Consider the following 22,924-nt stretch of genomic DNA (forward strand, 5'->3'; position numbering starts at 1 on the left):
TAAAACATGAATCCATTTTTAATTGATAGTATTGGCTATACAGCTCTAGTTATCAATCTATATTCTATGTCCACCAAAGGTGAATATAAACTACGTTTAATATCACTAATTGCAAATACAGGTTACATTTTATATGGTGCATTAATTAGTGCTACACCAATAATTGTAGGCTGCACAATTGCTGTATTGCTTCATGGTTATCATATAAGAAGATTACGAATAAACAAGAATAGTCATGATTAAAATAAAAATAGCTACGAAAGCAGATACAGAGGTTTTAGCACTTCTAGGTCGATTAACATGGGCTGAATCTCATGGTCATTATATCGAAGACAAAAACGATGTATTAAAATACCTTAACGAGAATTTTTCAGTTTTTAAAACGAAACAGAATATAAGCAATCCCAAGCAACTTTTCTATATTATTTATGCAGATGATTTACCTGTCGGTTATGCGAAATTAGTAGTAAATGCGTCAAACGAAAATATTACATCACAAAACAGTTGTCAATTAGAACGAATTTTCATCCTAAATGATTTTATACCCTTAAAAATTGGACAACAATTACTAACTTTTGTTGAAGAGCAAGCCAAAAAATTGCAATTAGATACCATGTGGCTCACCGTTTACATAAAAAACAACAGAGCCATTAGATTCTATGAAAGAAATGAATTTAAAAACGTTGGAGAATTAAATTTTATAGTCAATGGAAAAGGCTATGAAAATATAGTTTTCTCAAAAAAAATATAAATATACAAGACTATTGAAAATCTAGAAATAGAAGAAAAACTACTGCCAACAATGTATAAGAAAACATAGGGGTTTTGGGCTTAATCAAAAGGTATCTGTGTGTTTGCTAAGTCGCCAACTATAAAATTTACAGTTCATTTTTATTTTATATTTTGGTAACTGTAGTTCTTCGGCGGGCATTTACAGAAAATGATAAAAGCAAAAAAATTATATTTGCCTTAGTACCAATTCGAAACGTATCGCTTATAACATACCCTACGTTTCTTTGATCAAAGAAACCTAAGAAAGAAACAACAAGCAACAAGAATAGAAGCTAATTTAGTGTAAACACCTAATCTTTAACTTGTGTAAACCATGTATCTTAACGAACATTATAACAAATGATAAATAGATTACTCACTTTACTTCTACTTCTGACATCTAACATTTTGTGCTCACAAGAATTTGAAGGAATCGTGACTTATGAAGTAAAATTACAAATTGTAGGTCAGGAATCGGATAGTTCCTTATTAGAAGCAATGAAGATGTTTAAATCAACCCAAATAGACTATTATAAGGAAAGTCAATATAAATCTATTTCGAGTGATCCATTTCAAGATACGGAGACGGTAAGTCAATTTGACACAAGAACTAAATTGACATATGCTTATGTTAAAGATAATCACCAACAAGCTTTTTGGTATGATGCTTCAAAACATGTATCCAAAGATTTTTCTGTTACTGAAGTTGAAGACGATTACATTTTAGGGCATAAATGTAAGGGGCTGAAGTTCAAATCTGAAAAAATAGAAATCACTTATTGGTTTACCGATTCATATAAAATTGATATTAACCGATATAAGAATAACTATTCATATTATTTTTCAGAGTTCATTAAACGAACAGGAAGATTGCCTTTGAAATATTCTATAAATACTGGTGCCGGACAATATAATATTATAACTGCAATTAACATACAGGAAAAATCATTAAAAGAGATGGACTTTGAAATTCCAAAGTTTGACCGATTAATTGAAAGCACTAACTGAAAGGAAACTATAATCAAATACTAACATTATATATGAAATCAGAGCAAAGTTTAGTGATCTATCGAAAGGGCTTTTCCTTTTTGCAAAGGCGCTAAATTTTTATAAGTTTAATAAGAAATAAAATTGCGCACCTGCCTGCCATTCGCCAGGTAGGTAGGGATAGATCAATTGGTTCAGGTATGTTCGCCTTGCTCCGATTCATATATTTAGCGTTAACGACAAGCATAGAGCATAAAAAATGAAGCTTAAAACAATAATATTGACAATTGGAATCCTATTATTTCTATTTGGTTGTAAAAATGAGAATAGATATAAGGACAAACTTGGAAATGAAATTATTGAAAAAGGAGATGAAACTTATATAATTCCTGCCAAATATGAAAAAACAGGAGCGTCATATAAAATCTTCTTGCGAAATGAAACTGACAAATCTGTTGTTATTAAAAAGAAGTTTAAACTTAATCCAAGCGAAGAGAAAATTTTCTCATTAATAGATACTGATTCAATTTTATTTGACATCGGACCTGAAATTTATTTCGGAGAATATGGACTTGAAACTGAAGATAAAAAAGGGCAATTAGCTGGAATTGGTGGCGGATTTTGGAAGAAATATAAAGTGCCTGATGACGTGGAATATGGATTCGTAATAGTAAAAGCAGGCAATGGGGATATACCTACTGAGTAAAAACCAGTTGCTAATAATGGCTATAATTAATACGGGTTTTGGTGCTTAACTCATAGTTTAGTGTATTTTTATAGAGTCCGCCAAAGTAAAAGAATAAGTCAAACTTTTATAAATGAAGAAAAATTTATTATTTCTAATAACGCTGTTCATTGGTCTTACAAGCTGTTATAGTCAGGATATTTCGAGCCCAAAAACCGTTACTGATACGCGTGCAAATGAAGATTATATCATCTATAGAATATCTAACCAGATAGTTTTTGATACATCACCCGAGCAAATTAATAATCCTAAATTTAATACCATTACATTAAAAAAAGGCTTTATTACATCAAAATTTACTTCATCTCTGGGCAAATTTGAAAATGCAAAGAGGTTTGATTTAAACATACAAATCACCAGGAAAACTGAAGACCCAAAATTTGAAGAAGGTGTTTTTAAATTGGTGGGACCATCAGTAGCCGTTTTTCCAAAAAATAGTGATTTTGGTGTTATAAACGCTATCGATTATACAGTATACCAAACCCTGAAAACTTTAGGACAACTAAACGAAATTGAAAATAAGTTTGTTTTACTGCCCGATGATGATAATGAAGTTGTTCTTGAAAAAGTGGAAGATTTTAATGACCCAACTTTAATAGCAGGAAACATACCAGGAGGCTCGCAAAAACTACATGGCTATGCGCAAATGAAACTTATGGAAGTAAACACGGGCGAGGTTTTTTTTATTCGAATAGACTTTCATGTTATTAACGACATTCGCCTAAAAATGTAACAAATAAGCATCTAAAAATGAATCAAACCCGATAGCATGGATTTGAAATCCTTGCGAGTTACTTTCATTGCGCTTACTTGTATTTGCAATCCTGTCTGCCGATAGGCAGATCCAGGCAATAAAAGTTATCTTTTTATTGTAGTCCCTATATTTTTAATATTTACAACATATAGTTACCTTGGTAACTATATAACTACGTTAGCAAAAATTGGTAAATGAAATATATTAGTTTAGTATTTATAATGCTATTTATATCCTGTAAACAAGAGGAAAAAAATGGAATTATCGGAGTATGGAAGATAGTAAACACGACATTTGAGAGTGATGATAAAAAAATTGTAACCGAGTCTGGAAAAAAATATCTGACTTATCAGTACAAAGATAATATTTTTGATTTTAAGAAAAATAGTGATGTAATTATTGATAACGGACCTAGCTCAAATAATAAAATCACTTATCAAAAATGGTATTTAAAAAATAATATTCTTAAAATAAAAGGCAAAGTTGGAACTTATAGATATAAAATTTTAAATATTAGTAAAGATTCCTTAAAATTACAAGAACTTCCTCTGGACAATAAAAAGTTTATATATGAATTTGTAAGAATGAAACAGTAAAACATTTGCTAACAATGGCTATAATTAATACGAGTTTTGGTGCTTAACTCAAAGTTTAGTGTATTTTTATAAAGTCCGCCAAATCTTTTTGACTTGTCTTCAAAAGTGAAAAATAAAAAGTTTTGGCTAAGTGCTTAATCGAAAATTCACCACTTTTAATTCCCGTACTAACCATAGCCAAGACGTTATGTTCAATTACCAAAATGAACGAAGAAGAAATTATAGAAATAAAAATGTACGTGCCCGACGAAGCTTCAACGGCAAATTATGACGTAATCAAAGTTTCTGATAATAGGTATAAACTAACTAATAACGATCCTTTCAGTGAAATATTGACATACGGAACTATTATCGAAGTTCTACCTGAGAAGAAAAAAAGAGATGGAGAAGAAATATTTGTATTTAAAGAGATATATGCCGAGTCTGAATATGATCTTGAGGTTATTGGCTTACCAATGTCCTTAAACGAAACTGAAATGAGAGTTGTTGGACAAATGATAATGGATGAAGGAGGATACTGGGAAGTAATTTTTGGAGGAATGGGTTATGTTAATTTACCGAAAAACTCAAAACTAAATGTTATTGAGGAATTGAATAGGTTGATAAAAGCCAAACAAAAACTTAAGAAATGACCAAGTCTGTATTGATACTAGATTTGGATGGAGTTTTAATTACAACTCCTATGTGGAAGGCTGACGAAATTGATACAGATGGTTATTCTAAATTTAATGAGGATTGTGTAACTAATTTGAACAAGCTCCTATCTAAATGGGAATTTGAAATTTGGTTAAGTTCAACAAGGAGAACTATAAAAACAATAGAAGAATTCAATCAAATTTTCAGAAATCGGAATATTAAAAACCAAATTAGTGGTTTCTTGCCTGAATATGATGATTGTAGGACTAGGAAAGATGAAATATTAAGATTTATTGAAGAACATAACACTTCTGATTTCCTCATAATTGACGATGATAAATCTCTAAATGGATTGGAAGAAAAATATAAGGAAAAATTAATATTAACTGAATTGCAAAAAGGGTTCGATAAGGAAAAGTTCGAACTAGCAATTGGAAAAATAAAAAGAACATAACAATTTATATAATGCATATGCTGCATGCGGTAGGCAAACGTATCATACAAGAAACGTTGGCACACATTGAGCTAAATAGAAAAGTTTATGAAAGGATTAATACATTTTGTATCAATAATGCTTTGTATAAGTATGTTCGGATGCAATTCTAAAACTTCTAAAAAAAAGGAACAAAAATCTTTGACAGAAACCCAAACTCAACAAAGTTCTATGGAAAACAATAGTTCTAATAAAGAAGGCGAAAAGAATTCCAAAATTGTGCTTAAGAGCAACACTTCAAAAAAGGAGATAGTACCTATTGAAAAAACTAAATTCCCAATTTCTGACACCCTATACTATCATTTACACAACAATTCTAATCTCGATGCAAAATTCTATAACAATATCTTTGACAAAGATTATATTTTATCAGATATAGATAAAGTTTTTGTTAAACATATTAAACCTAAAACCAACGGAATTAATCCAGTTATTTTATCTTTCCAGACTGTTGAATCCGATAGAAAAAAAGAATATATTGATTTACATCTCTTTAATGAGGATTGGATTCTTAAAAAATCTCTTTCATTGGAATATGATGTAGATTATGATCTTTTCCATCAAGAATATAAGTTCATTAGCGATTCAATTATTGAGGTTAAACAAGATCACGGATTGAGCTACGACAATGATTCTACTGTCCAAAAGATCTTCACTTTGAAAATTGATAAAATAAAACTGTTAGATACTATAAAAGTTCAAATTGACACTTTAAATATGTAAAATAAAACGTGTGCCAACAATACATATGTGATTATAGCAGTTAGGTGACAAATCGAATGGTTGTAGTATTTTTGGTAAGGCGCAATGTTTGCAAAAAGTAAAAGTTAGCAACCAATGCGCAAATATTGTCGAATGTTGGGTAATATTTTGCCCTGCTACGACACATATATTAAACATTAGCATTAATTAAAATTGAATGGAAAACGAATTTCAAGAAGTTATGTCCCAACGGACTGACGAAGAATTAATTAAAATAGTAACTGTAGAAAGAGGAAAATATAATCCGACTGCAATCGAAGCGGCGGATTCTGAAGTAGAAAAACGCAATATAGATACAAGCAAATTTGCCGAAATAAAGGAAAAGGCCACTATTGAAAAAGAGAAAAAGGAAAAAGTAGACTCAAACGTTGTCAGTTCCTTTACTCGATTTTTGAATTTTATCATTGACTTTATAGTCTGGTTGGTTTTAGCATCAATTACTACTTTTATCGTTGGACTATTCATTAATCCAACCGATTCCGGGCTGATTACAATTCTCGGTTACCTATTGATATTTGGAACTTTTGTAGCATATTACGCAATTATGGAAATTAAATTCCAAAAGACAGTCGGGAAATTTATTACCCAAACCAAAGTTGTAAAAATGAATGGAGAAAAACCTGATAATTCTGATATCATTGCACGGACTTTTTGCAGGCTAATCCCTTTTGATAGAATTTCTTTTTTGTTTGTAAAAAACGGAATTCACGATTATTTATCCAAAACTAATGTTGTTAAAGACTCAGTGGAATAAAAACTAATGCTAACACTAAGTATGATGTCATAGCAGTTAAGTGATAACCCAAAGGTTCTTTTATATTTGCTATGGCGCATCGATTTTAAAGCTGAATAAGATATAAAATCTGCGCAGAAAATGTCTGTGGTTAGGTAACAATTTGCACAGCTACGACACATATATTAAACGTTGGCGGTAATTAGATAAATGAAAATATTAAAACGTTTATTAAAGATTGTATTAGCACTCATAGGATTATTAGTGCTAACCTCGATTATTACACTTTGGGTCGATTCACGAAAAACCAGCTATCTGAATATTGATAAGAATGAACTAACAGCTATTGATTCTTATCTTATTACTAACGCTAATGTAATACCAATGAATCAGGATACTGTTTTAATAGACAAAATGGTATACATAAAAGAAGGTATAATTGAAAAGATTGCGGACACTATTGAGGTCGATAAAATTCAAATTTTTGACGCAAAAAACAAATACATAACACCAGGTCTTATCGATATGCACGTTCATATTTGGGATAGATACGAACTTGGTCTCTACCTGTCAAATGGAGTCACGGCGGTTAGAAATTTATGGGGTATGCCTATGCATCTAAGAATTAAAGAGGATGTTGTTAATAACAATATTTTTTCTCCCACCTTTTTTACCACGGGTCCTAAACTAACGGGAACTGAATTTATTGGTGACGATAATTTAAATCTAACCAATCCGAGTGAAGCTAAAGAAAAAGTGATCTCGTATAAAGACAGAGGTTACGATTTAATCAAAACTTACTACGGATTGGACAAAGAAATCTTTGATGCTGTGATCAAACAGGCCGAAATTTCTAATATTGATATCGTTGCTCATCCTTCACAAAAAGTGCCATTTTCGTATCATTTGAAATCACAAATCAAATCCATCGAACATGCAGAAGAAATTGTACAACAACCGTTGAAGTTTGATTTAGATACGACCAAATTACAATCTATTATTGATTCTATTTCCCTTTCAAAGCATACCAGTTATTGCCCTACAATCGTAGTATTTAATAATATCTATCAAATGATGATAGATGATTCGATCTTAGATTCAGAATCATTGGATTACATGAATCCACTTATCAAAAAAGTAGACAGTAAAAATCAATTTGATCGTTGGTTCAATGCCAAACAAAAAGACTCAACTGTAGTTAATAGAATAAAAAACCAACACGACTTTCATATTACCATTGTACAAAAGCTACACGAAGCAGGTGTAAATATAGTTTGTGGAACAGATGGAGGCATTGGTGTTACCCCTCCAGGATTTTCAATACATCAGGAACTAAAATTTTACAAAGAAGCTGGCCTATCTAATTATGAAGTAATGAAAACGGCTACCGTAAATGCTTCTAAAACACATTCTATTATGAATTCTATTGGAACAGTTGAAGAGGGTAAAGTTGCTAATTTATTAATAGTAGATAGTAACCCTTTGATTGCGTTATCAACTCTAAAAAATCCTTCATCAGTTTTTGTAAAAGGGCGAAAGTTAGATAGGGAGATACTCAAATCTTTTAATCAAAAAGCTAGGAACAGGAAGAATTTAATGGCTTCTGCTCTTAGGTATTTAGAAAACTTAATAATTGAAAAATAAAACTACCGCTAACAAGCAAGGTGTATAAATCATTAGTGGATTCACCACAACGATTCATACACGCAACGTTGTGTGTAATTTGAGAAAATAGAATATGAACAAGATTTTCAACCTATTTCTTTTACTGATTTTAATAACGAGTTGTCATAACAAAATTGTCTCGCAAAACATTATTGAAAGTTACGAGCCAAAGAGAAATGATAGTATTAGAATCGGAACTGGAGAAAAGGACTTTCTTCCGTTAATTCAAAAGGGTTACACGCTAATGCTTCCAAAAAGTAATTCTATTAAAGGAGTGCTTATTTTTCTTGAGGATTCAGAATATGACAAAAGAAATAAGAGTGCAAAGCAGATGTATAATCAAGCATCTGAAAAAGACTTTGCGGTATTGTCAGTTTCAACCGAAATTCCTCTTGACTTTTACTTTTCTAAATCATCTATAATTTCTGCGCATAAGCTAATTCGAGAAATCTTTAATAAACATAATTTACCAAATGAAAACATTTTCTTTTTAGGAGCAAGTTTAGTAGGACATAGAGCGATGCGATATATTAAATTTATGAAAGAGGGTGGTTTCGAGTTTCAACTCAACATAAAAGGTATTGTTATTTGCAATTTTACACTGGATTTTACAAGAAAATGGTATCAACATAAACGTGATATCAGAATTAACCGAATTGACCTTTGGGAACCAAAATTTATAAATTATTTGTTGGAAACACATTTGAAAGGTACGCCCAAAACTAATCCAGAGAGTTATCACAATTTCTCATCATACAGTTACTTTGATGAAAAAAATAAAAATGTAAAGATCTATAGACGCTACAATGTTAGAGCGTATATAGAACCTGCAATAAAATACAAGCTAACAAATCAACTAAGAACCTTGTATGAGAATAATTCGACAGATATAGTTGGTTTTTTAGCTGAGCTGGAACTGTCAGGAAATAAAAATACCGAATTAATTATTTTACAACCCGAAGATAATCCTTCACAAAAAAAGAATACTCAATCAACTTGGGATGCAATAAATAAATATGAACTTATGGATTGGATTCTAAAACAAACGAAAAAATAACGACGCACAACAATGGCTATAATTAATACGGGTTTAGTGTTTAAGATATAAGGTTGGCATATCAGCTATCACCGTCAAATCTTTTGATTTGGCTAAGTCCTAAATCGAAAGTTCACTACTTTCAAGTCCCGTACTAACTAGAGCCGAGACGTTGTAGCACATCGCGAAAATAAAATAAATCTTAATTTAGAATATGGGCGAAACTCAATCTATTATTTTTGGAGTTATACTTTTTAGCTTAGTAATTTACTTTAATTACAGAATGATCAAAAGATTGTTTCATTTTTTTAAATCTCATCTAAAAGAAATTATCATATTTATTGAAAAGCATGACTTAGAACTAATTGAAGTTAAAAAACCTAAAACAGAAGACTGGAGAAATAATCCTTTTAAAAACAAGAGTAGTCAATTATTTGAAATTGTTTTGCCGTTTTCTCTTTTATCACATGAAATTATTACTGCAAAAAACTCTAACGGAGTATACTTCAAATATTGGTTACAAACTACATCTCTTTTTTTTGGTAAAAACAAACTTGAATTCCAAGAAGATGAATCAAAAAATATTGATTTTGATATTAAAAAAGAGGTTGAAAAAAACATAAAAATTGTTCATGATAAATGCCCCGGTTGTTTTGAGAAAATTGAATTGACAGATAGTGAATGTAACCATTGTGGATTAGTATTTGAATAGTAAAGGTGCCACAACACTAAGTATAATATCATACTTATTATGTTATCTGTAAGCTAAAAAAACTATTTCATTGAAAATTCATCTGTAAAGTTTGAAATGAAATCTTGAATATATTTTTTAGTGGTATCCGACTTTCTAACCACTAAATAATGACTTCTTTTTAAACCGTTTTTACCGATTCTTTTATACACCAAATTATCAGAAATTTTAAACGATTTTAGCGCCCATTTTGGCATACATATCACACCTAAATTTGCATTAATCATTTCTAAAGCCACTTCTGTAAGTGGAACAGCAGAAATTTTAGAGGGAATTATCTTATTTGGCTTCAAATACTGCTCATAAACTGAGACTGTTTCTAATGGAAAAGAATGAATAATTAAATGTGTTTCTGAGAAGTTACTTACATCAATAAATTCTAATGTATTTAATTCATTCTCTTTATGAATTATTGCAAAAATCTCATCTTCAAAAATCTCAATACTTGTTAATATATCATTCTCAGGTTTTGAGGTTACTATGGCTATATCAATTTCATTTGATAATATTTTAGTAATGGGTTGATGTGTAGCTTCAAGAATTAAATCAACATTAATTTCAGGATATAATAAGCCCATTTTTTGAATAAAGCTTGGCAAAGCTTGATAAAAAGAATAACATTCTGTACTTACTTTTATGCTACCAACTGAACCAGTTCGTATTTGTTGGATGTTCTCAAAACTATTCTCAATACTTTCAAGTATTGCATTACCCAATTTATATAACTCTGTACCTTCTTCTGTAAGTTCCCACTTATTTCGAGTTCTATAAAATACCTTAAATCCTAATTGACCTTCTAAATCCTTAAGCTGATGACTTAAAGCGGATTGTGTTAAAAATAATTTTTCAGATGAATTCGCAATACTTCCTTCTTCGGCTATCGTTTTTATCAATCTAAAATACTTTATTTCCATAGGCTCAAAGTTACAATAATACTCTTTATAGTATATCTGAAAATTTTTCAACCCACCATTAAAATCATTCAATTTTAAAATTATATCTGTGTTAATAATGACTTTAGTTTTGTAGAAAAATAAAAACGTAAATTTTATGCAAAAGCAAAAAATGAATTCAACTTCCGGCTTACTAAACGCAGTGCAAATTTATTTCGATGCTCTTTATTATTGTGATACTAAAAGGCTCAATAAGGTGTTTCACAAAAGCTCCAGCCTTTTTGATGTTGATGAAGGCAAGGTTTTTGTCGAGTCTATTGCTAGTTTTAGTAAAGATGTCGGAGGAAGGGTGTCGCCTGCGAGTAAAGAACAGGAGCCTGAAGCAGAAATTTTAATGATTGATTGGTTATCCCCTGCTTGCGCAACGGTAAAAATAAGAATCAGAGCACACAATAACGTATTTCTAGACCATCTTGGCTTTGTTAATGGAGAAGAGGGATGGCAAATAGTTTCCAAAATATGGCATTTGGAAAAGGAAATAGGCACCAAACAAAAACGGTGAATTCCCCGAAGTACAGGAAGTTGATCTTGAATTTGGTATACATAATTTTAATACTAATTGTACATGGGTTTGGGATCTGCGAAAAAAATTGGATATTGTATCGCAGCAAATTGAAAAACAGCATTAAAGCATATTGAGTTTGGGAATAATTTGTGAATTATACAGAATATCTGACTCTGAAATTGAGGAACTAAAGAAAATCCAACCAGAAGTCGCGGAAGAATTTCTTGACGAAAATTACGCAAGTATTTATGGTAAATATCATAAAGAAAATGATACGGTATTTTCAATGGATAAAGGTTGGGCTGTGACTCGATTCTTGATACAAGAATGCGATATTTCAACTAACAAAGTTTTGAGTAAATTAGATGATCAATTTATAAAATCCGACGACGTTAAACTAATACACAAAATGTTGGAATTAATTAGAATTGAGGATTTGCAAAACGTTTATGATCAAAAAAAGTTAATTGAGAATAATATCTATCGGGCTAAATATGATTTTTATTGGGAATACATAGATAATTACCATCTGAAAATATATAAATCCGGATTTAAAAGAGCATCTGAATTGAATGACGGAATTGCAATAAACTATAATTAAAGAATAAAACCTGCGTACAACAAGATATATGATGTCATAGCCACTACATCACTAACCAAATGGTTGTTGTATTCCTGCCTACCTGGCGGATGGCAGGCAGGTTTGGTAAGGTGCAATGCTTGCAGAAAGTAAAATTAGCAACCAATGCACAAACATTGTCGAATGTTGGGTAACATTTTGCCCTACTAAGACACATATATTAAACGTTAGCACCAATAAAAAACTAAAATGAGCGAAGAAAAAGAACAACAGTTAAACCTATCTAGTAGAAAAAGAAGAATAGCAGCATTTATGATTGACCATTTTGTGATGACATTCCTAATGGTATCAATTGTCTTTTTAGCTCTTGGCCCAAATTTTATGGCCGAAAATAATATGGGCAAAATGACAACAACGATGCTAACAGTTATGCTTCCTGGATTTCTTCTTTATTTCGCTAAAGATTCAATTAAAGGAATAAGTGTTGGAAAATGGATTATGGGAATTATGGTAAGAGATGCCAACAATCGAAGTGAAACCCCTTCTTTTGGGAGATTACTTATTCGAAATTTGTTCATTCTAATTTGGCCAGTTGAATTTATCGTTCTTGCTTCAAGTCAAGAAAAGAAAAGGCTTGGTGACAAAACGGCAAAAACTATAGTCGTTAAGAATCCTAATAAGCCTACAAAATTGCCAAGAATTTTAGCCTTAGTAGCAGTTGGACTTGCCTTTTTTACATTCACATTTTTATTTGCTGGAACTGCAATGAAAAATTCTGACGCATACAAAGTTGCAATCAAAGAAATTGAACAGAATCAGGAAATTTTGGATGAAACAGGTGGAATTAAAGGATATGGAATGATGCCGACAGGTAGTGTAAATATTTCAAACGGATACGGACAAGCTCAATTAGAAATAAAAATACTCGGAAATGATAACGATTTAAATGTCAGTGCTTATCTGACAAAGGAACCGAATGGAAAGTGGGAACTAATAGAAATGAATAAATAAAGGTACTAACATTGTATATAAATCATAGCACCCTACGGGATGCTATGATTTATATACTCTACGTTAGCAACAATTGGAATGACGCACCCTCTACGACAACATATTGAAGAGATAATTAGCCTTACAGACGAAGAATTCGATTTTGTTTTAAGTCATTTCGAACAAATTAAAAAACGTAAGCATCAATATATTGTTCAGGAAGGCGAGTATGTTAATAAAGAATACTGGATAATTAAAGGCTGTTTAAAAAGCTATTTCATTGATGATAACGGAAAAGAACATATTCTCCAATTTGGAATGGAAAATTGGTGGATTACCGATTATGAATCTTTTGTAAAGCAAACCAAATCTAAAACCTCTATTGATTGTATAGAAGATAGTGAATTACTATATATCACATTTGAAAACCGAGAAAAACTAACCGCCAAAATGCATAAAATGGAGCGTTTTTGGGCAAAAAAAAGTAAAATTGGTCGAATTGCACTTCAAAACAGGGTTTTATCATTATTAAAAAACTCAGTCAAGGAGCAATATGAAATGCTTCTCGAACAGTATCCAAAACTCTTTCAGCGTGTTCCTAAAAAAATGATTGCTGCATATTTAGGTGTTTCTAGAGAAACACTTAGTCGATTAAATTCCTAGTTACTACTACTTTTTCAACAGTAAACACCCTAATAAAATTGATCTACATCACATTAATATTGTGATATAAATCCTGTTCAACGAATCTTCAATCCATGAACTTTGCATCATAAATAATTTAAACTAAAAATTAAAATATGAATGCATTAAAAAAAGAACAAAGCAATGATATAGGATTGTTATTGCTTAGATGTACAAGTGGAATATTAATACTATTTCATGGTATAGCCAACATGAGCTCTAATTATATTTTTATCAAGGGTGTACTCGAAGGGTACCAAGTTCCAGCTGTTCTGGCGTATGGAGTTTTTATAGGAGAAATAATTGCACCTATGCTTATTGTAATCGGCTATAGAGCTAGATTAAATAGTTTGATTATAGCTTTCAACTTTTTAATAGCGATTTTACTTGCACACAGTGCTGATATTTTCTCTCTTAACCAATTTGGTGGCTGGGGAATAGAATTACAAGCCCTTTATTTATTTGGATCAATAACCATATTCTTTACAGGAGCAGGAAGGCATGCCGTATCAACAAACTCAAAATGGGATTGAATTAATAATTTATAAATATAGAAATCATGCCATACATAAATATTAAAATCACCGATAAACAAGTGACACAAGAGCAAAAAAGTCAATTAATTGAAGGTGCCACACAATTAGTTGTTGAAATACTTAACAAAAACCCAAAAACCACTCATGTAGTTATCGAAGAAATACCAATCGAAAATTGGGGAGTGAATGGAAAACAATATTTAGGCCCAAAAACATAAAGAAAATGAAAAACAAAACAGTAATTATTATGGGTGTGTGTTTATAAAAGTACAAACTCTAATCAAAAACTAGCAAACAAGTTATGCTAATTAAAATCTAATACCATTAATTGTTTCTTTTTCCCCTTTGGGTTATTGCCAAATAAAAGCAATCGGTTCTCCTCTTTATTGAAAAACCCGTTTTTCACCATATAATGCACACCTTGTTCACTATAAGGTACAATATCCTTGTCGTAAACATTTCCTTCTTGATCTAATGTTAGCATGACCAAGTTTGGTTTTACTGATCCAGAACCCTTATACTCTATCTTATCCCCTTTTTTTGCTTCTTTCTTTCTTTTATAATTAAATACATAATGCATTTTATCGTTATGATAAAAGTTTATTATCGAATTAAAATTTGATCTTTGTACAGCATCATGCTGATTTTTATGAATTAACGTTGCTGTTTTTAGATTGCCATCCTCATTAAATCTAACCGTTAATATTGCTCCATGATAATCAATAAGTACACTATGATGCTGTGATGATTGTATATATTGATAGTGCTCTTCGGCTACCAATACAAAATCACCATTTTTGGTTATATCTATACTTTTTACTCTAAAATTGAATAAATCTTTATTTTGCAAATCGTGATTGAACGCCACTCTTATTTTTTCTATTCCTTTAAGATTGTTATTCAACATTTGCTGTTTTATGGGAATAAAAAATTGTTTTGTGGTCTCTAGATTCTTTTTATCTACTTCTAAAAAGGTAAAGCCTTTTTTAGACGTATCACTCTCATCCTGAAAGGCTGTAATAAAGAACAATCTATCCTCATGAAAAAACGGAAACAATTGATTGACTGTTCCTTCTCCTATACTAACCTTAGTAGATATACTAAATGACGTATTGAACTTATAAATTTCAAAATTCATTTTATGTTCTTTGGGCGTTACCGATCCCATATTGGGATAGTTTTTTCCAACTAAATACGTAGATTGATCTTCATCGTCTATAACTATATCATCAAACTCGAAAGTATGATCTTTGGACTTTAAAACTATTTCATTGGTATATAGCTGTTCAAGATTATCATCGAACGCATATATGTTATGATATTCTAGTTCTTTAACCTTCAAATGAAAGCTCATTGCAAAACTTTTCTTGTTTTGTGAAAACTTAAATTTCAGGAAATCTTTTCTTGAGATTGGCCCCTCATCTTTTTCAAAAAAATCTATTAGATGTCCATATTTCTCTCTTAGGTTTATATAGAGAATTTCTTTTTCCTCAAAATCCAATTTTTTCAAAGAACTAGCGTTAACAACTACTTTTATTTTTTTATTAGGAACTGCCTTTAGGTCAGATAAATCTTCGATAACATACAACTTATCATCTTTAATGAAACCTCCCAGAATTTTAGTTTTTTTGTTACCATATTTCCCCAACTTAAGCATATTTAAGTCACGGTCGTAATGCTCTACAAAATACCCCTTAAAACTCCAATTGTCTAAAAACTTAGCATAATCAGGTCTAAGCAAAACATACCCTCCTTGAGGATCTTCTACGATATGTTCTAGATACGTATATTTTTTTTCTTCAAAAAATGTTTTTCCTTTTTTGACTTTGAATTCTTCTTGTGAAAATGTTGATAGATATAAAAAACAACAAAATAAAATATGTATATATTTCATTAGTAACCTCTAAATTTAATTAAACCTTTTACTCATAGTTAAGAATCGCAGATAATCTTACCCAAAACATGACTAATACACTAATTCATAAAAGATTAACTATAAGTATTATTTCCCAGGGAAGTTTGCTTTACGTTTTTCTAAGAATGCAGTAGTTCCTTCTTTAAAATCCTCGGTACCAAAACAATTACCAAACTGCTCGATTTCTACCTTAAATCCATTTACTCCATCCTCGTATGCTGCATTTATCGATGTAATCGCTGCACCTATAGCCACAGAAGAGTTTCTCATGATTTTACTTGCCAGTTTTTCTGCCAGAGGTAATAATTCTTCTTGAGTGGTTACATGATTTGTAAGCCCATACTGCAATGCTTGTTGTGCATCGATCATTCCTGCGGTCATGATCATTTCCATGGCTCTACCCTTGCCCACTAATTGAGGTAAACGCTGTGTACCACCATATCCCGGGATGACACCCAAAGAAACTTCTGGTAATCCCATTTTGGCATTATCACTTGCTATTCTAAAATGAGCTGCCATCGCCAATTCTAATCCGCCACCAAGAGCAAATCCATTAACAGCTGCAATAACCGGTGTAGATAGATTGGCCACAAAGTCAAAAAGTAATTCTTGTCCTTTGGCGGCAAGTTTTCCACCTTCGCTTACCGAAAAATCGGCAAACTCGCTAATATCGGCACCTGCAACAAAGGCTTTTTCTCCGCTCCCTGTAACAATAATTACTTTGGTATCTGCATCAAGATCTGCCACTCTAAATGCGGCATGTAGTTCTTGAATTGTTTCTTTATTTAATGCATTTAATTTAGACGGACGATTAATGGTAATTGTAGTAACTCCGTTCTTTTGAGATGTAATGATATTTGTGTACATGAAATCGTTTATTTTTTATTCCCGTGAAAACGGCAATCTTAATTTTTAATTTGTTCTTTAGGAAATTTAACTTTAAAAACTGTTCCTTTTCCTTCTTGCGATGTAAAGGTAATACTTCCATTATAGGTTTCTACAATATTTTTTACCATTCCTAACCCAAGGCCCATTCCGCTGGTTTTGGTCGTAAACTTAGGTTCGAAAACCTTTTTCATATTTTCTTCATCTATCCCTACCCCATTATCAGCAACGGTGATCACCACTTCGCCATTTTCTGAAAACACATCTACGATTATTTTGGGTATTCGACTTTCTGGGATGGCTTGTATTCCGTTCTTCACTAAATTGGTAACCACACGAATGAGCTGTGTTCGATCAAATTTGGCAATAATTTGCTCTTTTTCTGAAGGGAAAATGATGTAATCTTCATTAAAAATATCCAATGCCAGCCCTACAATCTTTACCACATCTAATGTTTCGCTTTTTTGCGCTGGCATTTGCGCAAAATTCGAAAATGCAGAGGCAATAGAACTCATTGTATCGATCTGCTGAATTAATGTATCACTATATTCCTGAACTTTTTGCTCAATATTAGAATCACTGGGGTCAAACTTACGTTGAAAACTTTGTACTGTTAATCGCATTGGTGTTAATGGATTTTTAATCTCATGCGCTACCTGTTTTGCCATTTCTCTCCAGGCAGCTTCTCTTTCGCTCTTTGCTAACATCACAGCACTTTCTTCTAACTCATCGATCATACTATTATAGGCATTAACCAAAGTATAAATCTCTTCGCTTGCATCACCAATGGCAATACGTTTATTTCGTTTATCTAACCGAGTTTGGTCAATAGTGTCTGAAATCGTTTTTAATGATCGGGTGATGTATTTTGATAAAAAGTAGGCTAATATAATAGCTAACAATAACATCAAAAGATATACTTGCCCCAAACGTTGAAGAAACACCAACAATTCTCTAGTGATTAAATCATCATCTTCTAAATACGGAAGGTTTAAAATCCCCAAGGGTTTTGATCTAATATCAGTAATATAGGTATACGAAGACAAGAACTTTTCTCCATTCTTTTCAGATTTTACCAAATATTTCTTGTCATAAATAGAAGATAGCGTGTCTAGAATAATTGGATTAAGTTTAATATCTGTTGTATCTTTAGTAAAAACGCCTTCGGATTTAATCAAAAGCTTGCCAGAAAGTCCATATATATTAATAGGAAGAGAATGTTCTTCAGAAATCTGATAAATTCTTTGTCGCTCTCTAAAAATTAGGGTAAGATTTTCTTCATTTACAGGATATGTAGTACTTTTTAATGCATTGTTAATTGCAATCTGGATTCTATCTTCTTTTCTTTCTAATCGTTCCTTGTGATATTCTTCTTTATCTTCTTTGTACTGATAAATGGTAACTGCAGCAATTAATATTGATGCTAATAAAACCAATAAAGTCATAGAGATAAAAATCCGTGTACGAAGAGAAAGTTTTAATAGCTGCATATTATTTTTTGAAGCATAAATATAACAAATATCACACCAAAATAGTGGTAAAAACAAATCTTCACCGGTCTTGAATTCCTTAAATTTAACTAGTTTTACCTTATGGATAATTCTATACTACTTTCTGTACAAGATCTTTGTGTTTCTTTTTTCTCAGAAGAGATTGAAAATCAAATACTCTATGATATATCTTTTGATATCCATAAAAATGAGATTCTGGGAGTAGTAGGAGAATCGGGAAGTGGAAAATCTGTGGCTTCTTTGGCAATTTTAGGATTGCTCCCTGATAAAATTTCGAAAATTACCAAAGGTGATATTCGTTATAATGGGAGGTCTTTGTTAGACATTACAGAAAAAGAGTATAGGGCTATACGTGGAAATGAGATTGCTATGATATTTCAGGAACCGATGAGCTCATTAAATCCCTCTACTAAATGCGGGAAGCAGGTATTAGAAATTCTTCTTCAGCATACCACCTTATCTAAAACTGAAGCTAAAACTGAAGTCCTTGCATTATTTAATAAAGTAAAACTCCCAGATCCCGATAGAGCATATCGATCCTATCCTCACCAATTAAGTGGTGGACAAAAACAGCGGATTATGATTGCAATGGCCATTGCCTGTAAGCCTAAACTTCTTATTGCCGATGAACCTACTACTGCATTAGATGTTACTGTACAAAAAGAAATTATAAGTGTTCTTAAAAGTCTACAGCAAGAATATAAGATGAGTGTATTGTTTATTTCTCATGATCTATCATTGGTTTCAGAAATTGCCGATCATGTTTTGGTGATGTATCAAGGAAAAATGGTGGAATTTGGAACAGCCGATACCATATTTCATCATCCCGAAAAAGAGTATACCAAAGCACTTATTAATGCGAGACCAACAACTGATGTTAGATTCAAAAAATTGCCTACGATAGCCGATTTTATCGATAGCACAGATCAGTATAGAGAGGTTATTACGAAAGAGCAACGACAACTACGCCATAAGGACCTATATAATACTCCTGCATTATTAGAAGTTAAGAATGTAGAGAAAACTTATTTTTCTAAAGTTGGACTTTTTGGTAAAAGAGAATTTAAAGCCGTAGATAATGTAAGTTTTAAATTATATGAGGGAGAAACCTTAGGTCTCGTAGGAGAATCAGGCTGTGGCAAATCGACTTTAGGGAATACCATCCTACAACTTGATAAGGCAACCAAGGGTCAAATTTTATACAAAGGCCAGGATTTAACAACATTATCATCTTCAGAAATAAGAAATCTTCGAAAAGAAATTCAACTCATTTTTCAGGATCCATTTGCATCGCTAAATCCAAGATTAACGGTTGGTAAGGCAATACTAGAACCCATGCAAGTGCATAACCTACATAATAATGATACCGAAAGAAAGAAGGAAGTGCTTCGATTAATGAAACGAGTAGGGCTCGATGAAACTTATTTCAATCGATATCCTCATGAATTTAGTGGAGGGCAAAGGCAGCGAATTGGTATTGCAAGAACAATAGCCTTACAACCTAAGCTTATTGTCTGTGATGAATCGGTGAGTGCATTGGATATCTCTGTGCAGGCACAAGTATTGAATTTGCTTAATGAACTAAAAGATAGTTTTGGATTTACGTATATCTTCATATCCCATGATCTTGCTGTGGTAAAATATATGTCTGATCAATTATTAGTAATGAATCAGGGGAAAATTGAAGAACGAGGAGATGCCGATCAGATATATGAACATCCCGAAAAAGAATATACCAAGAAACTAATACAATCTATTCCCAAAGGGAAGTAGTTTTCAAAAGAAAAATCTACATATTTTGCATAAAAAAAACCTGTTAATCTTTATAGCTTAACAGGTTTCATTCATCGCGACTTGGGGGGTTGCGATTCGTTAACAACAAAAAATCACATCAACAAAAATACTTTTTTCGCTAAATACATGCAGTTAGAAATCAATTCCATTGTTGGTTTAACTGATTTCTGTAGACGATTCATACGCTTTTTCATAATAGGGACAATAAGTGTGGGTTAATAATTTATTTTTTTAAGCCTTCAAAAAACAATTATATAGGGGTATTGTTTTTATTAGGATTGCTAATATGCAAAATATTTTCAATAACAACGTTTAAATACGTAATAAATCGACAAAATACTCAAAATTTTAACATTTATATCGGAGAAGCTTGTTTTTAGGGGTTAAAGTAAAGGTTTAAGGCAATAGAAAACTCATTGAAAGTGTAGTATTTTTCTTTCAAAAGTGAGTTTATTAGGCTTGTTTAAAGTTAACGTAATTTTTTTAGAAATAGTATTCGTTGGACTTAAAATATTATTCGTCATAGTATTGATAGAATTAGTAACCTATTAATCAAGCTTCATTTCAGGAATATCTCCCTCTATAATAAGGCTTCCTTCTGTTGCTTTTTTAATATCTTCAACAGATACTCCCGGAGCTCTTTCTAAAAGTTTAAACCCATCCTCTGTAATTTCAAGTAATGCCAAATTTGTAACCACTCTTTTTACACAATGTACACCCGTTAGTGGTAATGAACATTTTTTAAGCAACTTAGACGCCCCTGCTTTATTAGTATGCATCATCGCTACAATAATATTTTCTGCACTGGCCACAAGATCCATCGCTCCACCCATTCCTTTTACCATTTTTCCTGGTATTTTCCAGTTGGCGATATCTCCATTTTCTGAAACTTCCATGGCACCTAGAATAGTAAGATCTACATGTTGCCCTCGTATCATATTAAAACTTGTTGCCGAATCGAAAAAAGAAGCACCAGGCATTGTGGTTATGGTTTGCTTTCCTGCATTAATGATATCTGCATCCTCTTCTCCTTCAAAAGGAAATGGCCCCATGCCTAAAACACCATTTTCACTCTGAAATTCGACTTCAATCCCTTTAGGAATATAATTAGCCACCAGGGTTGGTATCCCAATCCCCAGGTTAACAAAATATCCATCTTTTAATTCTTTTGCAATACGTCTTGCAATTCCGTTTTTGTCTAACATAAAAAATCTAATAAATAATTAACCTTAATTCAAATTGGGTTGTGGAGTCATTCTTAAGTAAGGTTTGATTTCCTGATGACCTTTAGGAAATAATGCAGAAATTTCTTCATTAGTAACCGAGGGTACAATAACACAATCTTCTCCTTGATTCCAATTGGCAGGAGTAGCTACCTTATGATACGCTGTTAGTTGCAGTGAGTCTATAACACGTAATAGCTCATCAAAATTTCTTCCAGTAGAAGCAGGATACGTAATGGTAAGTTTAATTTTTTTATCTGGTCCTATAACAAAAACAGATCGTACCGTTAGCTGGCTATCTGCCTTAGGGTGAATCATATCATACAATTCTGAAACTTTTCTATCCTCATCGGCTATGATAGGAAAATTAACTGTTGTGTTTTGTGTTTCATTAATATCTTTAATCCAACCATGATGAGATTCTAGGCCATCTACACTTAATGCAGCCACTTTAACCTTTCGCTTGTTAAACTCATCTGTGTATTTTGCTACAGTTCCCAATTCTGTTGTACACACGGGAGTGTAATCTGCAGGATGCGAAAATAACACCCCCCAACTATCCCCTAACCAGGTATGAAAATCAATTTCTCCTTCGGTTGTTTGAGCGCTAAAGTTTGGTGCTTCATCGCCTAATCGTAATGCTGCCATAATTTGTGTATGTTTTTAGATTTTTAAAGTATTTTTCGAAATTACTCTCGCTTACGCACAGTGCGTTGCTCGATCCTTTTTTCGTAGCGTTCTCCTTGAAAAATTCGTTGTACAAATATCCCTGGTATATGAATATGATCAGGATCAAGTGTTCCTGCAGGAACAAGTTCTTCTACTTCGGCCACCGTGATTTTTGCGGCACCACTCATACATGGGTTAAAATTTCTTGCGGTTCCCTTAAAAATTAGGTTTCCGGCTTCATCGCCTTTCCATGCCTTTACAAAAGCGAAATCCGCCTTAAATGCATGTTCTAATACATACATTTTACCATTAAACTCCCTTGTTTCTTTTCCTTCTGCTACTTCGGTTCCAAAGCCAGCCGGGGTATAAAATGCAGGGAATCCGCCTTGAGCGGCTTTGCATCTTTCGGCTAAAGTACCTTGTGGTATTAACTCAACATCCAGTTCCCCGCTAAGCATCTGACGTTCAAATTCATCATTTTCTCCTACATACGAAGAAACCATTTTTTTGATTTGTTTTTGCTGAAGTAATAGTCCCAATCCGAAGTCATCAACTCCGGCATTATTGGATATACAGGTAAGACCATGTATATTAAGTTTTACAAGTTCTGCAATTGCATTTTCGGGAATACCACATAGGCCAAATCCTCCTAACATAAGGGTCATATTATCTTTAACCCCTTGTAATGCCTCGGTAACATTGGGTACCGTTTTACGAATCATAATATTCTAATTTTTAGCAGACTAAAAG

The 22,924-nt window shown here is 32.1% G+C and carries 27 protein-coding genes; 20 read left to right on the plus strand and 7 right to left on the minus strand.

The genetic code is table 11. The features are described from left to right. Positions 1–66: 66 nt before the first annotated feature. From ABW637_RS02380 to ABW637_RS02440, 13 genes are all read left to right on the plus strand, one after another. The gene (locus ABW637_RS02380) at positions 67–243 is read left to right on the plus strand and encodes a hypothetical protein (RefSeq protein WP_367583027.1); all 177 of its coding nucleotides are present in this window, start codon (positions 67–69) and stop codon (positions 241–243) included. Next, a complete protein-coding gene (locus ABW637_RS02385) occupies positions 236–751 on the plus strand; it encodes a GNAT family N-acetyltransferase (RefSeq protein ID WP_367583028.1) in 516 nt (171 codons plus the stop codon). Before ABW637_RS02380 ends, ABW637_RS02385 begins: the two co-directional genes overlap by 8 nt. 428 nt (positions 752–1,179) lie before the next feature. Further along, positions 1,180–1,779 (plus strand): hypothetical protein, encoded by a 600-nt coding sequence (locus ABW637_RS02390; RefSeq protein WP_367583029.1) that lies wholly within the window; start codon positions 1,180–1,182, stop codon positions 1,777–1,779. A 238-nt stretch (positions 1,780–2,017) separates the two neighbouring features. Beyond that, entirely contained in the window at positions 2,018–2,464 is a 447-nt protein-coding gene (locus tag ABW637_RS02395; protein WP_367583030.1) for a hypothetical protein, read from the plus strand. Between the two features lie 112 nt (positions 2,465–2,576). After that, the gene (locus tag ABW637_RS02400) at positions 2,577–3,236 is read left to right on the plus strand and encodes a hypothetical protein (RefSeq protein WP_367583031.1); all 660 of its coding nucleotides are present in this window, start codon (positions 2,577–2,579) and stop codon (positions 3,234–3,236) included. Positions 3,237–3,451: 215 nt separating this feature from the next. Next, positions 3,452–3,853: a lipocalin family protein gene (locus ABW637_RS02405; RefSeq protein ID WP_367583032.1), complete on the plus strand. Its 402-nt coding sequence runs from the start codon at positions 3,452–3,454 to the stop codon at positions 3,851–3,853. A 122-nt stretch (positions 3,854–3,975) separates the two neighbouring features. Then, positions 3,976–4,485, plus strand: coding sequence for a hypothetical protein (locus tag ABW637_RS02410; protein WP_367583033.1), 510 nt, complete (start codon positions 3,976–3,978; stop codon positions 4,483–4,485). Further along, positions 4,482–4,943 (plus strand): HAD domain-containing protein, encoded by a 462-nt coding sequence (locus ABW637_RS02415; protein ID WP_367583034.1) that lies wholly within the window; start codon positions 4,482–4,484, stop codon positions 4,941–4,943. The genes ABW637_RS02410 and ABW637_RS02415 overlap by 4 nt, the downstream gene beginning before the upstream one ends. A gap of 87 nt (positions 4,944–5,030) precedes the next feature. Continuing rightward, positions 5,031–5,705, plus strand: a complete 675-nt coding sequence (locus ABW637_RS02420) for a hypothetical protein (RefSeq protein ID WP_367583035.1) — start codon at positions 5,031–5,033, stop codon at positions 5,703–5,705. Between the two features lie 196 nt (positions 5,706–5,901). Beyond that, entirely contained in the window at positions 5,902–6,498 is a 597-nt protein-coding gene (locus ABW637_RS02425) for an RDD family protein (protein WP_367583036.1), read from the plus strand. Positions 6,499–6,687: 189 nt separating this feature from the next. Further along, complete coding sequence (locus tag ABW637_RS02430; RefSeq protein WP_367583037.1) at positions 6,688–8,121, plus strand: amidohydrolase family protein; 1,434 nt, start codon at positions 6,688–6,690, stop codon at positions 8,119–8,121. 94 nt (positions 8,122–8,215) lie between these two features. Further along, a complete protein-coding gene (locus ABW637_RS02435) occupies positions 8,216–9,199 on the plus strand; it encodes a hypothetical protein (RefSeq protein WP_367583038.1) in 984 nt (327 codons plus the stop codon). Between the two features lie 193 nt (positions 9,200–9,392). Further along, the gene (locus ABW637_RS02440) at positions 9,393–9,890 is read left to right on the plus strand and encodes a hypothetical protein (protein WP_367583039.1); all 498 of its coding nucleotides are present in this window, start codon (positions 9,393–9,395) and stop codon (positions 9,888–9,890) included. 62 nt (positions 9,891–9,952) lie between these two features. Here ABW637_RS02440 and ABW637_RS02445 read toward each other — a convergent pair whose 3' ends face one another. Beyond that, complete coding sequence (locus ABW637_RS02445; RefSeq protein ID WP_367583040.1) at positions 9,953–10,843, minus strand: LysR family transcriptional regulator; 891 nt, start codon at positions 10,841–10,843, stop codon at positions 9,953–9,955. Between the two features lie 136 nt (positions 10,844–10,979). Here ABW637_RS02445 and ABW637_RS02450 point away from each other — a divergent pair, with 136 nt between their 5' ends. From ABW637_RS02450 to ABW637_RS02475, 6 genes are all read left to right on the plus strand, one after another. Continuing rightward, a complete protein-coding gene (locus ABW637_RS02450; protein ID WP_367583041.1) occupies positions 10,980–11,384 on the plus strand; it encodes a nuclear transport factor 2 family protein in 405 nt (134 codons plus the stop codon). Positions 11,385–11,523: 139 nt separating this feature from the next. After that, positions 11,524–11,988 (plus strand): DUF1877 family protein, encoded by a 465-nt coding sequence (locus tag ABW637_RS02455; protein WP_367583042.1) that lies wholly within the window; start codon positions 11,524–11,526, stop codon positions 11,986–11,988. A gap of 228 nt (positions 11,989–12,216) precedes the next feature. Beyond that, positions 12,217–12,978, plus strand: coding sequence for an RDD family protein (locus ABW637_RS02460; RefSeq protein ID WP_367583043.1), 762 nt, complete (start codon positions 12,217–12,219; stop codon positions 12,976–12,978). 78 nt (positions 12,979–13,056) lie between these two features. After that, positions 13,057–13,620 carry a Crp/Fnr family transcriptional regulator gene (locus tag ABW637_RS02465; RefSeq protein WP_367583044.1) on the plus strand — a complete coding sequence of 188 codons (564 nt, stop codon included), beginning with the start codon at positions 13,057–13,059 and terminating at the stop codon, positions 13,618–13,620. A 137-nt stretch (positions 13,621–13,757) separates the two neighbouring features. Then, complete coding sequence (locus ABW637_RS02470) at positions 13,758–14,174, plus strand: DoxX family protein (protein WP_367583045.1); 417 nt, start codon at positions 13,758–13,760, stop codon at positions 14,172–14,174. Between the two features lie 26 nt (positions 14,175–14,200). Then, positions 14,201–14,395, plus strand: coding sequence for a tautomerase family protein (locus ABW637_RS02475; protein WP_367583046.1), 195 nt, complete (start codon positions 14,201–14,203; stop codon positions 14,393–14,395). Between the two features lie 86 nt (positions 14,396–14,481). Here the strand turns inward: ABW637_RS02475 and ABW637_RS02480 are convergent, their stop codons facing one another. The 3 genes from ABW637_RS02480 to ABW637_RS02490 form a co-directional block, all read right to left on the minus strand. Then, positions 14,482–16,071 carry a hypothetical protein gene (locus ABW637_RS02480; protein WP_367583047.1) on the minus strand — a complete coding sequence of 530 codons (1,590 nt, stop codon included), beginning with the start codon at positions 16,069–16,071 and terminating at the stop codon, positions 14,482–14,484. A gap of 108 nt (positions 16,072–16,179) precedes the next feature. Then, on the minus strand, positions 16,180–16,959 hold the full coding sequence (locus ABW637_RS02485) for an enoyl-CoA hydratase/isomerase family protein (RefSeq protein WP_367583048.1): 780 nt from the start codon (positions 16,957–16,959) through the stop codon (positions 16,180–16,182). 38 nt (positions 16,960–16,997) lie between these two features. Further along, positions 16,998–18,422, minus strand: a complete 1,425-nt coding sequence (locus ABW637_RS02490; RefSeq protein WP_367583049.1) for a sensor histidine kinase — start codon at positions 18,420–18,422, stop codon at positions 16,998–17,000. Positions 18,423–18,569: 147 nt separating this feature from the next. On the opposite strand from ABW637_RS02490, the gene ABW637_RS02495 reads away from it, so the two are divergent. After that, positions 18,570–20,261 (plus strand): ABC transporter ATP-binding protein, encoded by a 1,692-nt coding sequence (locus ABW637_RS02495; protein ID WP_367583050.1) that lies wholly within the window; start codon positions 18,570–18,572, stop codon positions 20,259–20,261. A gap of 569 nt (positions 20,262–20,830) precedes the next feature. On the opposite strand, the gene ABW637_RS02500 is transcribed toward ABW637_RS02495, so the two are convergent. The 3 genes from ABW637_RS02500 to ABW637_RS02510 are packed head-to-tail and all read right to left on the minus strand — an operon-like array spanning position 20,831 to position 22,896. Further along, positions 20,831–21,487 (minus strand): CoA transferase subunit B, encoded by a 657-nt coding sequence (locus ABW637_RS02500; protein WP_367583051.1) that lies wholly within the window; start codon positions 21,485–21,487, stop codon positions 20,831–20,833. 24 nt (positions 21,488–21,511) lie between these two features. Continuing rightward, on the minus strand, positions 21,512–22,153 hold the full coding sequence (locus ABW637_RS02505; protein WP_367583052.1) for a peroxiredoxin: 642 nt from the start codon (positions 22,151–22,153) through the stop codon (positions 21,512–21,514). A gap of 41 nt (positions 22,154–22,194) precedes the next feature. Then, complete coding sequence (locus ABW637_RS02510; RefSeq protein ID WP_367583053.1) at positions 22,195–22,896, minus strand: CoA transferase subunit A; 702 nt, start codon at positions 22,894–22,896, stop codon at positions 22,195–22,197. Between the last annotated feature and the right edge of the window lie 28 nt (positions 22,897–22,924).

The sequence above is a fragment of the Aquimarina penaris genome (assembly GCF_040786285.1).
In the GTDB taxonomy this organism is placed as follows: Bacteria; Bacteroidota; Bacteroidia; order Flavobacteriales; family Flavobacteriaceae; genus Aquimarina.

Coding starts and splice junctions, on each gene's coding strand:
- ABW637_RS02380 (WP_367583027.1), top strand. CDS start 67: ATGTCCACCAAAGGTGAATATAAACTACGTTTAATATCACTAATTGCA.
- ABW637_RS02385 (WP_367583028.1), top strand. CDS start 236: ATGATTAAAATAAAAATAGCTACGAAAGCAGATACAGAGGTTTTAGCA.
- ABW637_RS02395 (WP_367583030.1), top strand. CDS start 2,018: ATGAAGCTTAAAACAATAATATTGACAATTGGAATCCTATTATTTCTA.
- ABW637_RS02400 (WP_367583031.1), top strand. CDS start 2,577: ATGAAGAAAAATTTATTATTTCTAATAACGCTGTTCATTGGTCTTACA.
- ABW637_RS02405 (WP_367583032.1), top strand. CDS start 3,452: ATGAAATATATTAGTTTAGTATTTATAATGCTATTTATATCCTGTAAA.
- ABW637_RS02415 (WP_367583034.1), top strand. CDS start 4,482: ATGACCAAGTCTGTATTGATACTAGATTTGGATGGAGTTTTAATTACA.
- ABW637_RS02420 (WP_367583035.1), top strand. CDS start 5,031: ATGAAAGGATTAATACATTTTGTATCAATAATGCTTTGTATAAGTATG.
- ABW637_RS02425 (WP_367583036.1), top strand. CDS start 5,902: ATGGAAAACGAATTTCAAGAAGTTATGTCCCAACGGACTGACGAAGAA.
- ABW637_RS02430 (WP_367583037.1), top strand. CDS start 6,688: ATGAAAATATTAAAACGTTTATTAAAGATTGTATTAGCACTCATAGGA.
- ABW637_RS02435 (WP_367583038.1), top strand. CDS start 8,216: ATGAACAAGATTTTCAACCTATTTCTTTTACTGATTTTAATAACGAGT.
- ABW637_RS02440 (WP_367583039.1), top strand. CDS start 9,393: ATGGGCGAAACTCAATCTATTATTTTTGGAGTTATACTTTTTAGCTTA.
- ABW637_RS02445 (WP_367583040.1), bottom strand. CDS start 10,843: ATGGAAATAAAGTATTTTAGATTGATAAAAACGATAGCCGAAGAAGGA.
- ABW637_RS02450 (WP_367583041.1), top strand. CDS start 10,980: ATGCAAAAGCAAAAAATGAATTCAACTTCCGGCTTACTAAACGCAGTG.
- ABW637_RS02460 (WP_367583043.1), top strand. CDS start 12,217: ATGAGCGAAGAAAAAGAACAACAGTTAAACCTATCTAGTAGAAAAAGA.
- ABW637_RS02465 (WP_367583044.1), top strand. CDS start 13,057: ATGACGCACCCTCTACGACAACATATTGAAGAGATAATTAGCCTTACA.
- ABW637_RS02470 (WP_367583045.1), top strand. CDS start 13,758: ATGAATGCATTAAAAAAAGAACAAAGCAATGATATAGGATTGTTATTG.
- ABW637_RS02475 (WP_367583046.1), top strand. CDS start 14,201: ATGCCATACATAAATATTAAAATCACCGATAAACAAGTGACACAAGAG.
- ABW637_RS02480 (WP_367583047.1), bottom strand. CDS start 16,071: ATGAAATATATACATATTTTATTTTGTTGTTTTTTATATCTATCAACA.
- ABW637_RS02485 (WP_367583048.1), bottom strand. CDS start 16,959: ATGTACACAAATATCATTACATCTCAAAAGAACGGAGTTACTACAATT.
- ABW637_RS02490 (WP_367583049.1), bottom strand. CDS start 18,422: ATGACTTTATTGGTTTTATTAGCATCAATATTAATTGCTGCAGTTACC.
- ABW637_RS02495 (WP_367583050.1), top strand. CDS start 18,570: ATGGATAATTCTATACTACTTTCTGTACAAGATCTTTGTGTTTCTTTT.
- ABW637_RS02500 (WP_367583051.1), bottom strand. CDS start 21,487: ATGTTAGACAAAAACGGAATTGCAAGACGTATTGCAAAAGAATTAAAA.
- ABW637_RS02505 (WP_367583052.1), bottom strand. CDS start 22,153: ATGGCAGCATTACGATTAGGCGATGAAGCACCAAACTTTAGCGCTCAA.
- ABW637_RS02510 (WP_367583053.1), bottom strand. CDS start 22,896: ATGATTCGTAAAACGGTACCCAATGTTACCGAGGCATTACAAGGGGTT.